We start from the raw sequence: 14,051 nt of genomic DNA, 5'->3' as shown, positions 1-14,051 counted from the left end.
AACCGGCGGGCCTTCGTGTTTGTGGTCAAGCCTTGTCTGCGGCAGCTGGCACAGGGAGTGCGGTGTCCGGTCGGCGGGCCTGGCGCCGCTTGCGCCAGTCGCCCAGGAACAGAAGGATCGGCGCGGCGATGAAGACCGAGGAACTTGCGGCGATGACGATGCCGAAGACCATCGGTACGGCGAAGCTTTCCACCGCGCTGCCGCCCCAGATGGCCATCGGCAGCATGGCGAGGAAGGCCGTTATCGAGGTGTAGAGACTGCGGCCGAGGGTTTCGTTGATTGACCTGTCAATCATGTCGCGCAGCGGCATCTGCTTGTAGAGCCGCATGTTCTCGCGCATCCGGTCATAGACCACGACCTTGTCATTCACCGAGTAGCCGACGAGGGTCAGCAGGGCGGCGATGGCGGTGAGGTTGAAGTCGATGCCCGTGAGCGCGAAGAAGCCGGCTGTCTTGGTCACATCCAGCACGAGAGTTGCAATCGCGCCGATGGCAAAGGGCCATTCGAAGCGCGCCCAGATGTAAAGCAGCATGGCAAGGCTGGCGAGCACCACCGCGAGAATGCCGGCGGTGGCGAGCTCGCCGCTGACCTTCGGGCCGACGACTTCCGTCCGCTCCACCGATGCGCCTGGCGCGATGTCGGCGAGGGTGGTGCGGATCGACTGCACCGCTGCCGTTTGCGCCTCCTCGCCGCCCGGCTGACGCTCGGCCCGGATCAGGACCGTTGCGTCATTGCCGAACTGCTGCAGCGTGATCTCGCCAAGGCCAAGCGCGCCGAGGTGGCTGCGCAGGGCCGCGAGATCGGCCGGCGCGTCTGTCGTCACCTCCATCTGGATGCCGCCCCTGAAATCGACGCCGAGGTTGAGGCCCGGCTTGATCAGGAGGCCGATGGAGGCAAGCGAGAGCAGGACGGACACGCCGATGCCGATGAAACGGCCACGCATGAAGCGGATGCTGGTGCCGTCAGGGATCAGTCTGATCCCGAACAGCGGTTCGATGACCAGAGTCTTCAACCGCCAGCGCCGGACGATGGCCGTCATGATGACGCGGACAATGGAGACGGCCGTGAACATGGAAATGGCGATGCCGAGCGCCATGGTGATTGCGAAGCCGCGTACCGGGCCGGTGCCGAACCAGAACAGCAGCAAGGTGGCGATGAGAGCCGTGACGTTGGAATCGACGATGGTGGCGTAGGCGCGCCTGAACCCGGCGTCGAGTGCGGCCGCAGCGCCGAGACCCTTGCGGGTTTCCTCGCGGATGCGCTCGTTGATGAGCACGTTGGCGTCCACCGCAAGGCCGATGCCGAGCACAATGCCGGCGATGCCCGGCAGGGTCAGCGTCGCCCCGAGGAGGCTGAGTGCGCCGAGCGTCAGCAGCACGTTGAGGGCCAGCGCGAAATTGGCGACCAGGCCCCAGCGGCCATAGAGCACCATCATGAAGCCGAAGACGAGGGCAAAGCCGGCAAGGCCGGTCTCGACGCCGCGTTCGATGGCGTCGGCGCCGAGATCCGCGCCGACCGTGCGTTCCTCGATGACGGTGAGCGGCGCGGGCAACGCGCCGGCGCGCAGCAAGGCGGCAAGGTCGGCGGCCTCGGCGACGGTGAAGGTACCGCTGATCTGGCCGGAGCCGCCCGTGATCGGCTGCTGGATGACCGGGGCGCTCAGCACCTTTCCATCCAGCACGATGGCAAAGGGCTTGCCGATGTTGGCCGAGGTGATCGCCGCGAACTGGCGTGCGCCGCTGCTGTCGAAACGGAACTGCACGATCGGCTCGCGCGTCTGCGGGTCAAAGCCTGCCTTCACGTCGGCCAAGCGCTCGCCGGACAGGGCGACGCGGGTTTCCACGGGATAGGACGTGGAGCCCTGGGCCGATGGGAGCATCCGTGCTCCGGCGGGAAGCTGTCCGTCTGACGTGACATTGGCCAGCATGTGGAACGACAGCTTGGCCGTGCTGCCGAGAAGTTCGCGGATACGGGCAGGGTCCTGGACGCCCGGCAGCTGAACCATGATCCGGTCGCCGCCGGCGCGCTGGATGACAGGCTCTGCAACACCTGCCTGATCGATCCGCATGCGGATGATCTCGAGGCTCTGGGCGACGGCGCCATTGATGCGGTCGCGGATGCCGTCTTCGGTCAGCTTGAGTTCCAGCGTCGCCGGACCGGTTGCGGTCAGCGTGAGATCCGGCGTGGTTGCCAGCCCCGGCATGAGCCCGGCGGCCGCGTTGATCAAGGGGCGCAGGGTCTTCTCCGCCTCGGCGCGCTGGGCCGGATCCTTCAGCTGGATCGTGAGGGCGCCCTCGGCCGGGCGGATCGCGCTTGTGGCGATGCGTGCGGCCGACAGGGATTGCCTTGCCTGCTGCTGCAGGTCATCGACCCGGTCCCGGAGAACGGCTTTGGTGTCTGTTTCCAGCACGAGATGCGAGCCGCCCCTCAGGTCGAGGCCGAGGGTGACGGGTTGATTGGGCAACCAGCGTGGCAGGCTGGCGAGCTGCGACGTGGACAAGAAATTCGGCAAGGCGGCCAGAAGGCCAAACAGGATGACGGCCAGATAGGCCGCAAGAACCCAGCGGGATTGACGCATGGTGTGACAGGTCCAGAAAACGGCGCGCCAGCGCGAGGCAGAGCCCGCGCGGCCGGCAGCCGGAGCAAAACGGAAGGTCGGATCAGAAGGGCTGGATGCCCGTCAGAGCGCTACGGGTGGCGCGCGCGCGTCGAAGCCCTGGCGCTGTGCTTGCAGCGCGACGGTCCCAACCGTTGCAACTGGTGCAGAGCCCGCAGGCGCAACAATGAAGGTGGCTGCGAGGGCAACAAGCGCATGCGGATCCCGGTCCAGCGGCGGAGGGGCGATGCTGCGATCCGGTGACAGGCGGTGCCATTCGGCAGAGGCTGCCCGCGCGCTTTCGCGCATCCGCTGGGCGTTCTGGACGGCTGCGCCAAGAACGACCGGGTGGCGTTCCAGATCTGACGCACTGGCCGGGACGGGAAGGCCCGTGATCTGCGGCTGGAGCGCGAGGGGAAGCTGGACGACGAAGGCAAGCAGCAACAGCTTGAGCAGAAGCGGCGCCAAACGCCAGGCGCTTGCCGCTTTGCGGTCTGTCTTGGGGCTGATGCTGTGCGTGGTCATTCCCGTTCCAGCCGGTCCGGAGGTATCCGGCCACTTTCAGCCAGAGCCACCGGATCGGCGTTTTGCTCTGACAATCGCCCTAACCTAGGCATGCGCAGGGCGGAATGCCAGGGGTATCGGTCCCGGTCTTGCGCGGCAGGCGTGGAACGGTTGGTTCCGGCGAGACTGGCAACGGCCGCCCTTGACGGGCGGCCGGCCTGGGTTTGGTCAGCGCTTGCTGGCTTCCAGAACGTCCTCGACGGTCCTGAGGCCTGGCATCGGCGAGTTCACCAGCACGGCCATGTTGCCGGGGGCGTGCTGGTTCTTCCACATCTTGGTGTGCGCCTTCGGGATCTGGTCCCAGGGGAACACTTCGGACATGCAAGGGTCGATGCGACGGTCGATCACCGCCTTGTTGGCTTCGGAGGCCTGCTTCAGGTGGGCGAAGTGCGAGCCCTGGATGCGCTTCTGCCGCATCCAGACATAGCGGGCGTCAAAGGTGATGTTGAAGCCGGTTGTGCCAGCGCAGAACACGACCATGCCGCCGCGCTTGACGACCAGACAGGAGACCGGGAAGGTCTGTTCGCCCGGATGCTCGAACACCATGTCGACGTCATTGCCCTTGCCGGTGATGTCCCAGATCGCCTTGCCGAACTTGCGCGCTTCCTGGGTCCAGGTGTTGAACTCGGGCGAGTTGACCTTTGGCAGCTGTCCCCAGCAGTTGAAGTCCTTGCGGTTGATGACGCCCTTGGCGCCAAGCGACATGACGTAGTCGCGCTTGTCCTCGTCCGAGATGATGCCGATGGCATTGGCGCCGGCTGCAGCCGCGAGCTGGATGCCGAACACGCCAAGACCGCCGGAGGCGCCCCAGACGAGCACGTTCTGGCCCGGACGCAGCTGGTGCGGCGCGTGGCCGAACAGCATGCGGTAGGCGGTGGCAAGCGTCAGGGTGTAGCAGGCGGCTTCTTCCCAGGTGAGGTGCTTGGGCCGCGGCATCAGCTGCTGCGACTGCACCCGGCAGAACTGCGAGAACGAACCGTCCGGCGTTTCGTAACCCCAGATGCGCTGGGTCGGCGAGAACATCGGATCGCCGCCATTGCACTCCTCGTCGTCGCCGTCATCCTGGTTGCAGTGGATGACGACTTCATCGCCGACCTTCCAGCGCTTCACCTTGGACCCGACGGCCCAGACGATGCCCGAGGCATCGGATCCGGCGATGTGGTAGGGGCTCTTGTGGCTGCCGAACACGGAAATCGGTTCACCAAGTGCCGCCCAGACGCCGTTGTAGTTGACGCCCGCGGCCATGACGAGCACGAGAACTTCGTGGCTGTCCAGCTCCCAGGTCGGCACGACCTCGATCTTCATCGCGTCTTCCGGCGCGCCATGGCGATCCTGACGGATCGTCCAGGCATACATGTTCTTCGGCACATGGCCGAGCGGCGGGATCTCGCCGATCTCGTAAAGGTCTTTCAAGGGAGTGTCTCCCGTCTGGCGGTTGTCATTTGCCTGCAGCGCCGCGCTCATTGCCGTGTCCTTCCCCTCCATGCGCCGAAAACTGACCGGACGCCCATCCCGCTGTCCGGCCTCACCAATTTCTCCCGGATTGACGCTGCTCCTGTCGCAGGCGCCGGTCCGGGCGGGACCCCGTGCGGGTCGTGGTGCTGCGTCGCAACACTCCTTGACGGTCGCACTCGTCCTTTTGCGCAACTATCAAACCAAAATCGCTTCCGATCTATACGACTATTGCGTAACTTGAATTTACCCGGCAGGTGCTTTTTGCATCGCACATAGGCGAGACCTGTGAGTGCCCTTGGCGGCGGGGCAGGCGTTAAGGAGTGAGACATGAGCCAGGCAGCAGAAACCGGATCGTCCAAGGCACCGCGCCGGCGCGACCAGCCCTGGATCTTCCGCACCTATGCGGGCCATTCCACAGCGGCGGATTCCAACCGGCTGTACCGGACGAACCTGGCCAAGGGGCAGACCGGCCTTTCCATCGCCTTCGACCTGCCGACGCAGACGGGCTATGACCCGGACCACATGCTGGCGCGCGGCGAAGTGGGCAAGGTGGGCGTGCCGGTGGCGCATCTGGGCGACATGCGGACGCTGTTCAACGAGATCCCGCTCGAGAAGATGAATACGTCGATGACGATCAACGCCACCGCGCCCTGGCTGCTGGCGCTGTATGTGGCGGCCGCCGATGAACAGGGCGCGGACCGCAAGCTTCTGGCCGGCACGACGCAGAACGACATCATCAAGGAATACCTGTCGCGCGGAACCTATGTGTTCCCGCCCGCGCCATCGCTGCGGCTGACCGGCGACGTGATCGCCTGGACCTACAGCGAAATGCCAAAATGGAACCCGATGAACGTGTGTTCCTATCACCTGCAGGAGGCCGGGGCGACGCCGGTGCAGGAGCTGTCCTTCGCACTGGCAACGGCGGTGGCGATCCTCGACGGCATGAAGGCCAGCGGGGCGATCCCCGAAGCTGAGTTTCCGCAGGCAGTCGGGCGCATCTCGTTCTTCGTCAATGCGGGGATGCGCTTCATCACCGAACTTTGCAAGATGCGCGCCTTCACCGAGCTGTGGGATGAGATCTGCCGTGACCGCTATGGCATCACCGACGAGCGCTATCGCCGCTTCCGCTATGGCGTGCAGGTCAACTCGCTGGGCCTGACGGAACCGCAGCCGGAGAACAACGTCTACCGCATCCTGATCGAGATGCTGGCGGTGGTCCTGTCCAAGAACGCCCGCGCCCGCGCCGTGCAGCTGCCGGCCTGGAACGAGGCGCTGGGCCTGCCGCGGCCCTTCGACCAGCAGTGGTCGCTGCGCATGCAGCAGATCCTGGCCTATGAGACGGACCTCCTGGACTTCGATGACATTTTCGATGGCTCGTCGGTGATCACCGCCAAGGTGGAGGAGCTGAAGGCCGAGGCACGCGAGGAGCTGGCGCGGATCGACGCCATGGGCGGTGCCGTGGCTGCGGTGGAATCCTCTTACATGAAGCAGAAACTGGTGGAGGCGAACACGCGCCGGCTGGCCGGAATTGAAACCGGCGAGCAGATCGTTGTCGGCGTCAACAGGTGGACCGAAAGCGAGCCATCACCGCTGGCCACCGGTGAGGATGGCGGCATTCTCACCGTGCCGGAGCATGTGGAAGACGAGGCAATCGAGCGGATCAAGGCCTGGCGCGCCGCGCGGGATGGGGCTGCTGTCGAGGCGGCTATTGCCGGGCTGAAGGCTGCCGCGCGCGAGGGGCGCAACATCATGGAGCCCTCGATCACGGCTGCCAAGGTGGGCGTGACCACCGGCGAATGGGGCGCGGCCTTGCGGGAAGTCTTCGGCGAGTACCGGGCCCCGACGGGTGTTGGCCGCGCGGCACGGGACGATGCCGGTGACCTCACCGCCGTTCGGGAGAGCGTGGAAGCCGTGTCGCGCAAGCTGGGCCGGCGGGTGAAGTTCCTGGTTGGCAAGCCGGGACTGGACGGTCACTCCAATGGCGCGGAGCAGATCGCCGTGCGGGCGCGCGATTGCGGCATGGAAGTGGTCTATGAAGGCATCCGCCTGACCCCGGCGCAGATCGTCAATGCCGCGCTGGAAGAAGGCGTGCATGTCATCGGCCTGTCGATCCTGTCCGGGTCGCATCTGGCGCTGGTGCGCGATGTGATGGAGCGCCTGCGCGCGGCCGGCATCGGCGACGTTCCGGTCGTCGTCGGCGGCATCATTCCGGACGAGGACGCTCGTGCGCTGAAGGCGATGGGTGTTGCGGCCGTCTACACGCCGAAGGACTTCCAGCTGACCGACATCATGGCCGATGTTGTCCGGATCGTCGGCGAACGCGGCGCGGAAGCGGCGTGAGGAGGCTGACTTAGCCTGCTGTCACTGGAGGCACGCTTGTAAGGCCCCTACGCTGCGCTGTGCCGGAGCGGGCGCGCTTTCGGGCCTATTCCTGTTCTGCAATTTTTGTCGCGCTGTCCCGGCCTTGTGCCGGGACCTGTTCATCGTCCCCCAGCCGTTGCCGGACAGTTGCACTGCGGCGCCATCCTGACGGGTCCCGGCACAAGGCCGGGACGGCGCGGGGGGGGGCGGGTTGGGGCAAGGCTACATCAAGCGCAGGCCGAAATGGGCGGCGAAGGGCTGAAAGTCGCGGTCGCGCGTCAGCAGCCGATGGTCATTTGCAAGACAGAATGCTGCAATCACGAGGTCCGGGAATTTTCGGATCGTGATGCCCTTGGCACGCAGGTCCCGGTAATATCGGGCCGCAATATAGGTCAGGTTCGGCGAGAGCATAGCCGTTACAGAGAAGCTCTCCAGTACGCTCGCCAAGGCTGCTGCATGCCGTTCGTTTCTTGCGCCCCGCAGCACCTCAAGCAGGATGATGTCGCCGACCAGAATCTGACGCGGTGCACGGATCGTGCGAAGGATCTGGACAGCAGGTTCCTGTGATCTGCCGGCGAAATGATCGATCCAGACCGAACTGTCGACTACGATCATGCTGCGTCGGGCTTCAGACGGTCATTGTCCAGCAGCTCAGGCAAATCTTCCGGTGGTCCCCAGCCATCGCGCATCTCGTCGAGATCGCCATCCCAGCCGATACCCGCGGAATTGCGGATCACGGACCGAAGCTCCTCGTCCTTGATGAGGCGGCGCAGGGCTTCCTCAACGACGGCCTTCTTGGTGGGCAGGCCTGTCGCAGCCATTGCCCTGGTCATGAGGTCGTCGTCGATATCGATGTTGGTGCGCATGCTGCGCTCCCTGCGATGTGTATGATCATCCAAATCTATACACATCGCGTCGCTTCCGCAAGGTGAGGTGCTGCGGCCTACTGCGCCTTGCGGTAGACCGAGGAGTTGATGAAGCTTTCGGTTTCCGTGATGTGCACGGTCTGGGTGACGGTCAGGGTGCGGCCGTCGGGGGAGATCTCGCGGTCGGCGGTCATGATCACGGCGCCGCCGCGCAGGGCTTCGCTGACGAGGTTGCTGTCACCGCGCAGGCCGTGACGCATGGCGTCGGCGAGACCGCTCTTGCCGAGCTTCGTTTCGGCCCCGTTGGGCAGGGCAGTGAAGCTGTCGGTCTGGCTGGTGCCATCGGCGGCAACGCTGGTCATGGTGAACTTCAGCGTGCCGAAGAAATCCTCGATCGTGAGCGTGGCGCTCTGGGGCAGCTCGCCGTGGTCGAATTCGCTCTCGTCCCGGTCGAAAATCCAGGTGCCGAAGAAGCGCTTGAGCGGGTCGGTCATGGGGGGGCTCCTGTGCCATCGTCAGCCTTGACGGCCTGTTCTGGCCGGAACGGATAAGGCCGCAGCCTGCGGGATGCAAGCTGCGGCCTTCGAGTTTTGCGGAGATGCCAGGGATCAGGCGCTCAGGGCGTTCAGTTCGGCCACGATGGCGTCGCCCATCTGGGTGGTGCCGATGACGGTCGAGCCTTCCGAGGCGATGTCCCGGGTGCGCAGGCCCTTGTCGAGGGTGGCCGAGATGGCGCGGTCGAGCAGGTCAGCCTCGGCGACCTTCTCGAAAGAGTAGCGCAGGCACATGGCGAAGGAGGCGATCATGGCGATCGGGTTGGCAGCACCCGTGCCGGCGATGTCCGGGGCCGAGCCATGCACTGGCTCGTACAGGGCCTTGCGCTTGCCCGTTGCAGCATCCGGTGCGCCGAGCGAGGCGGAGGGCAGCATGCCGAGCGAGCCGGTCAGCATCGCCGCGACGTCCGACAGCATGTCGCCGAACAGGTTGTCAGTGACGATGACGTCGAACTGCTTCGGCCAGCGAACCAGCTGCATGCCGCCAGCGTCGGCCAGCATGTGGCTGAGCTTGACGTCAGAGAAGCGGGCGGCGTGGGTGGCGGTGACAACGTCGTTCCAGAGCACGCCGGACTTCATGACGTTGCGCTTTTCCATCGAGCAGACTTCGTTGCGGCGGGTGCGGGCCAGCTCGAAGGCGACGGCGGCGATGCGCTCGATCTCGTAGGTGTCATAGACCTGGGTGTCGATGCCGCGCTTCTGGCCATTCGGCAGATCGATGATTTCCTTCGGCTCGCCGAAATAGACGCCGCCGGTCAGCTCGCGCACGATCAGGATGTCGAGGCCTTCGATGATCTCGCGCTTCAGCGACGAGGCATCGGCCAGGGCCGGGTAGCAGATCGCCGGGCGCAGGTTGGCGAAGAGCTGCATGTCCTTGCGCAGGCGCAGGAGGCCAGCTTCCGGGCGCACGTCATAGGGCACCTTGTCCCACTTCGGGCCGCCGACGGCGCCGAAGATGACGGCATCGGCCGCCATTGCCTTGGCCATGTCGGCCTCGGAGATCGACTTGCCATGGGCGTCATAGGCCGAGCCGCCAACCAGGCCCTGGTCTGTCTCGAAGGTGTCGCCGCCGCGTGCGTTGAACCAGGCGATGATCTTCGTCACCTCGGGCATGATTTCCGGACCGATGCCGTCGCCCGGCAGAAGAAGCAGCTTGTGGGTGGCCATGGTGTTCCCGTCCCGATCTTGTGTGGAATGCTGATCATGCGGTAGCCGCTTGGCGCGGGGTTTTCAAGCCGCGCCGAAGGGCGTTTGCTCAAGCGAGCCGCGCAGAAACGTCAAGTGAGGCTGGTGAGGACCGGTGCCGACAAGCTGGCCAGATCGGCATTGCCGCCGCAGACGAGGATGCCGATGCGTTCACCGCGCTGGGGCGTGTAGTGGCCGCCGGTGAGAGCGGCAAGGGCGGCCGCTCCGCCAGGTTCTGCCACGATCTGCGCCTCGCGCCAGAGACGGCGCTGGGCGTCGCGGATGTTGTCGTCCGAGACGATGATGACGTCGTCCACGCCAGCACGGCAGATGTCATAGACCAGTTCGCCGCAGCGGCGCGCACCCAGGCTGTCGGCGGCCACGCCGCTCACATCCACATCGACTGGCGAACCGGCGGCAAGGGCGGCAGACAGGGAGCGGCAGTTCGATGGTTCGACGCCGATGACCCGGGTCTTGCCGGCAAACCAGGTGGCGATGCCGGAAATGAGGCCGCCGCCGCCGACCGCGACAAAGAGCGTATCGAGGCCGCGGCTCTGGCCCTCCCACTCGAGGCCGAGGGTACCCTGGCCGATGATTGTCGGCTCGGCGTCATAGGCGTGGATGTCGAGGGCGCCGGTTTCGGCTTGCCAGTCCTCGCAGGCCTTGCGTGCCTCGGCATAGGTCGCGCCCGTGATCTCGACGTCTGCGCCGTAGGAGCGGATGCGCGCGATCTTTGCCGGGGTCGCGAGTTCCGGCACGAAAATGCGGGCGGGGATATCCAGCACACGCGCCGCGTAGGCAACGGCGGCGCCATGATTGCCGCCAGAGGCCGCAGTGACCCCGGACAGCGGCACATTGAGGCTGAGGAGCGAGTTGAACGCGCCGCGTGCCTTGAAGGAGCCGCTGTGCTGAAGGCATTCCAGCTTCAGCGAGGCAGCAAAGGGAAGGCCCAGATCGCCCTTGCGCAGTTGCAAGAGGGGGGTAACGCGGATGTGCGGCGTGATGCGGTCATAAGCGGCCTCGATGGCCGCAGCTGTAATTGGCATATTCCTGTCCAGTCAGACAAACTGCCTTATATGCTAAGGAGTTCGCTGACCGGCCGCCACAGGAGATTTATAGCCAAAAGTGTCATGACCAAACGGAATGCAAAGCGAAATCTTGCTTCCGGCATGCGGCCGAGGAGACGAGTTCCGGCAAGCGTGCCAAGGAATCCACTTGCAATCATCGCGAGTATCAAGCTGATCCACGGCGCGAAGGCAAAGCCGAGCAGGCCGAAGACAGCGATTTTCAACACATGCATGGTCAATGCGGTTGCGGCCTGGGTTGCAACGAAGCTCTGGCGCGGAATGTCGAGGCCCGACAGAACCGCTCCGCCGATGGGCCCGGCAGCGCCGAAGAACATGCTGAGCACGGTGGACACGAAGCCCGCGACAGCGATGGCCGGCTTCGGCGTGTGGCGGTAGCGCGGGGCCTTGCCCCAGACAGTCCAGAGCAGGAACAGCCCGATGCCGATGTTGAGCCAGACCTCGGGCAGGGTGATGGCGATCTGGCCGCCGACCAGGGCGCCCAGAACGGCGCCAGCGGCAAACCAGGCCATGAGGTCCCAGGCGATGTGCCGGACGAGCACGATGGCGCGGCCGGCATTGGAGCCGAGCTGCACCAGCCCATGCACCGGAACGAGGGCGGCCAGCGGCATGAGGTTTGCCATCAGCGCCAGCAGGGCCACGCCGCCGCCAAGGCCCACTGCAGCCGTCAGGGCCGAGGTGAAGAAGCTGGCGAGGATGAGCACAAGCGAGGACCAGACCGGGAGCTGATCCGGCAGAAGAAGGGCAAGCAGGTCCATGCGCTGGGCTCCTTGTCAGGATGACCTGTTATCGCACGCCTCATTTTTGTATGCAAGTGTATGCAATATTGGCTGTGGTCGGTGTGAGCCATGCCGTCGGCAGGATCACACGCCGAAAATCAGGGCGCAGCCGATGACCACCAGGGCGGCACCGATCCATGCACCGAGCGCGGGGCATTCCCGGGTGCGGGCCCACAGAAGCGGCAGCTGGATTGCGGGTGTGGTTGCCGAAAGGGTGGAAATGATGCCGACCTCGCCGCCGGACAGGGCGAAGAGGATGAGCGTCATGCCGATGCCCATGCCCATGATGCCGGTCATGGCAACGCCAATGCCGACACCGAGCGTCATAGGCTTCTGGGCTTTCACCATGGGCGTCGGCAGGGCGGCGATCAGCGTCAGGCCGAAGGCCGCCACGCCGATGCGCAACGCGGAGGCTGCCACCGGATCGACACCGGCTTCCATGATGGGGCGGGCAATGAGCGAGCCGACGGACTGCGACAGGGCAGCGGCCAGACCCAGGACGAGACCGATCCAGAGCGGTCCCTTGATCGCCTCCCACTGGTGCAGCTGTGACCGCCTCTTGCCGAAGCCGATGGCGAGGATGACGCCGGCAAAGGCAACGAGCACACCGGCCAGCGCCTGACCGGACAGCGTCTCACCCAGGATGATCCAGCCGAGGAGGGCCGAAATCGGCGCATTGAGCGAGAACAGCATCGCCGTGCGGCGCGGGCCGAGCCGGTTGAGCGAAAGAAACAGCGCCGTATCGCCGAGGAATATCCCGATGAACCCGGAGAGGATCAGAGGCAGCAGATGCGCGCTGCCAATGGAGCCCCAACCGGGAACGACGGTGACATAGGCGGCAAGCACCGCAAACACCATGAGCATCCGGTAGCGGTTGAACGCAATGGCACCGAGGTGCTGGGACGGGGTGGTGGCAATGAGGCCAGTGACGGCCCACAGGGCAGCTGCGGCCAGGGCCGCGATTTCATAGACGTACATGAACACACACTGTGGAGCGTGGCGAATGAGGTCCAGGCAGTGCTGGGCCTCACCCGACTGGCGCGGAATCAGGCAGGGAGCACAGGCTTACCAGTCCAGGCGGCCTCAAAGAAAGCGAATTCCAGTTCGCACATGCGGGAGAAAATGGCGGAAACACGCGCCTGATCGGCTTGCGACAGCGCCGGGCCGACCCGGTCCATTTCCTCGCGCAGCCAGCCGACAAAGCCTGAAAAGCCCGGTCCGGCATGGAGATCGATCCATTCCGCCAGCCAGAAGGCATCGGGCCGCGGGTGGGCCGCTTCCCGTTCGTCCCAGGTGAGATAGACCCATTCGGCGCAGAGCAGGCAGGCAAGGCCCTCGGCGTAGGTGCCCGCCCCGGCGCTGTCGAGCAACAGCTGCGCAAAGGCGCGGGTGACCGGACCCTGGGCTGCGGCCACATAGGTCTCCGATGGCACGTTCAATGCTGCAAAAGACCGCAGGAAATAGTCATTTTCTTCGGAGGTCAGCAGGGCAAGGAAGCCGGCGAGCCGCCGCTTTGCCGCCATGTCCGGTGCCTTGGCGACGAGATAGCCGAGGACCGAGGCGAGATCGGTGATGAACGTGTAGTCCTCGATCAGGTAACGGACATAGGCCGCCTCCGGCATCGAGCCGTTGCCGATCGCGACGGTGAAAGGATGGCCGCAGGCCTGGTTCCATCTGTCGTCCGCTTGCGCAACCAGCCAGTCAGAGAAGCGGGCATCGGGATGAGCGGCTGCAAAGCCAGCAAAGGTGCGGGGCGATGTCATGACAGGACCTGGCGTCAGGAAGGATGAGGTCAAGCGGAAGGCGTTGTCTTTTGCCGGTGCTCGAGGATTGCCTCATAGTGTGCGACGACCCACTGTTCCATGGTCCGGGCGAGGTCGCTCAAGGACCGGCCCAGATCGGTCAACCGGTATTCGACGCGAGGAGGAACTTCAGGGTAACTGATGCGCTCGATGAAGCCATCGCTTTCAAGATCTCGCAAGGTCTGAGTCAGCATCTTCTGCGAGATGCCACCGATCTGCCGCATCAGCGATCCGGTGCGGAGGGGGCCTTGCTGCAGGCAGCACAGGATCAGGATCGCCCATTTGCCACCGATCAAGTCCAGCATATCCCGCGATGGGCAGTTCATGTCGTAAGGGTTGGCTGGAAGGAACATTCTCAATTATTACCAAAAGGTGCGTACTTTTCGTTTGGAAATATTTACGCCATATCGGCCCTGGCAGCAAGCCATGCTTTCAGGAGAACATCATGTCCAATCCGAGCCGCGTCTACCTTTATGCCGAGTTCCAAACGTCGATGCCGTTTACGGAAGCAGTTTGGAAAGAGGCCAATCCCATGATGCAGACCGTCCCGGGCCTTATCAGCAAAACCTGGCTCAGCGGGATCAATACGCACTCGGTCGGCGGCTTCTACGCCTTTGACAGTGTTGAGAATGCACGCACTTACGCGACAGGAATGCTGTCCGAGTTTGCCAAGGGCGCCAATGCCAGCCTGACGGTCAAGCTCTTCGATGGTGATGTGGTCGAAGCGGCGAGCCGCGGGATGGCCTCGCCCTACTACCCGGCTTGAGCGCTCACCCGTTTGAGCTGCCGGACCGCCTCACGAGG

14 protein-coding genes are annotated in these 14,051 nt (G+C 64.7%); 2 read left to right on the top strand and 12 right to left on the bottom strand.

What is annotated here, in order from left to right; translation table 11 throughout:
* Positions 1-25: 25 nt before the first annotated feature.
* The 3 genes from secD to ccrA form a co-directional block, all read right to left on the bottom strand.
* Entirely contained in the window at positions 26-2,578 is a 2,553-nt protein-coding gene (gene secD, locus OVA12_RS10825) for a protein translocase subunit SecD (RefSeq protein WP_268137222.1), read from the bottom strand.
* A 102-nt stretch (positions 2,579-2,680) separates the two neighbouring features.
* Positions 2,681-3,121 (bottom strand): hypothetical protein, encoded by a 441-nt coding sequence (locus OVA12_RS10820; RefSeq protein ID WP_268137220.1) that lies wholly within the window; start codon positions 3,119-3,121, stop codon positions 2,681-2,683.
* A 207-nt stretch (positions 3,122-3,328) separates the two neighbouring features.
* A complete protein-coding gene (gene ccrA / locus OVA12_RS10815; RefSeq protein ID WP_268137218.1) occupies positions 3,329-4,624 on the bottom strand; it encodes a crotonyl-CoA carboxylase/reductase in 1,296 nt (431 codons plus the stop codon).
* 318 nt (positions 4,625-4,942) lie between these two features.
* On the opposite strand from ccrA, the gene OVA12_RS10810 reads away from it, so the two are divergent.
* The gene (locus tag OVA12_RS10810) at positions 4,943-6,955 is read left to right on the top strand and encodes a protein meaA (RefSeq protein ID WP_268137216.1); all 2,013 of its coding nucleotides are present in this window, start codon (positions 4,943-4,945) and stop codon (positions 6,953-6,955) included.
* A 243-nt stretch (positions 6,956-7,198) separates the two neighbouring features.
* On the opposite strand, the gene vapC is transcribed toward OVA12_RS10810, so the two are convergent.
* The 9 genes from vapC to OVA12_RS10765 form a co-directional block, all read right to left on the bottom strand.
* The gene (vapC, locus tag OVA12_RS10805) at positions 7,199-7,591 is read right to left on the bottom strand and encodes a type II toxin-antitoxin system VapC family toxin (RefSeq protein WP_268137214.1); all 393 of its coding nucleotides are present in this window, start codon (positions 7,589-7,591) and stop codon (positions 7,199-7,201) included.
* Positions 7,588-7,842, bottom strand: a complete 255-nt coding sequence (locus OVA12_RS10800; protein ID WP_268137212.1) for a type II toxin-antitoxin system VapB family antitoxin — start codon at positions 7,840-7,842, stop codon at positions 7,588-7,590. The genes vapC and OVA12_RS10800 overlap by 4 nt, the downstream gene beginning before the upstream one ends.
* Before the next feature lie 77 nt (positions 7,843-7,919).
* Complete coding sequence (locus OVA12_RS10795) at positions 7,920-8,336, bottom strand: hypothetical protein (RefSeq protein WP_106753725.1); 417 nt, start codon at positions 8,334-8,336, stop codon at positions 7,920-7,922.
* A 114-nt stretch (positions 8,337-8,450) separates the two neighbouring features.
* Positions 8,451-9,563 carry a 3-isopropylmalate dehydrogenase gene (leuB, locus tag OVA12_RS10790; RefSeq protein ID WP_268137209.1) on the bottom strand — a complete coding sequence of 371 codons (1,113 nt, stop codon included), beginning with the start codon at positions 9,561-9,563 and terminating at the stop codon, positions 8,451-8,453.
* 110 nt (positions 9,564-9,673) lie between these two features.
* On the bottom strand, positions 9,674-10,627 hold the full coding sequence (locus OVA12_RS10785; protein WP_268137207.1) for a threonine/serine dehydratase: 954 nt from the start codon (positions 10,625-10,627) through the stop codon (positions 9,674-9,676).
* A 26-nt stretch (positions 10,628-10,653) separates the two neighbouring features.
* Positions 10,654-11,424 carry a sulfite exporter TauE/SafE family protein gene (locus OVA12_RS10780; protein ID WP_268137205.1) on the bottom strand — a complete coding sequence of 257 codons (771 nt, stop codon included), beginning with the start codon at positions 11,422-11,424 and terminating at the stop codon, positions 10,654-10,656.
* Positions 11,425-11,529: 105 nt separating this feature from the next.
* Positions 11,530-12,423, bottom strand: a complete 894-nt coding sequence (locus OVA12_RS10775; protein ID WP_268137203.1) for a DMT family transporter — start codon at positions 12,421-12,423, stop codon at positions 11,530-11,532.
* 68 nt (positions 12,424-12,491) lie between these two features.
* The gene (locus OVA12_RS10770; RefSeq protein WP_268137201.1) at positions 12,492-13,208 is read right to left on the bottom strand and encodes a TenA family protein; all 717 of its coding nucleotides are present in this window, start codon (positions 13,206-13,208) and stop codon (positions 12,492-12,494) included.
* Between the two features lie 29 nt (positions 13,209-13,237).
* The gene (locus OVA12_RS10765) at positions 13,238-13,600 is read right to left on the bottom strand and encodes a winged helix-turn-helix transcriptional regulator (protein ID WP_268137198.1); all 363 of its coding nucleotides are present in this window, start codon (positions 13,598-13,600) and stop codon (positions 13,238-13,240) included.
* Positions 13,601-13,692: 92 nt separating this feature from the next.
* On the opposite strand from OVA12_RS10765, the gene OVA12_RS10760 reads away from it, so the two are divergent.
* Complete coding sequence (locus OVA12_RS10760; RefSeq protein ID WP_268137196.1) at positions 13,693-14,013, top strand: YdhR family protein; 321 nt, start codon at positions 13,693-13,695, stop codon at positions 14,011-14,013.
* Positions 14,014-14,051: the final 38 nt, after the last annotated feature.

The organism is Pannonibacter sp. SL95, from assembly GCF_026672425.1.
Classification (GTDB): domain Bacteria; phylum Pseudomonadota; class Alphaproteobacteria; order Rhizobiales; family Stappiaceae; genus Pannonibacter.
Note: the sequence above shows the minus strand (reverse complement) of the source record. Positions and strands in the feature narration are given on the sequence as shown.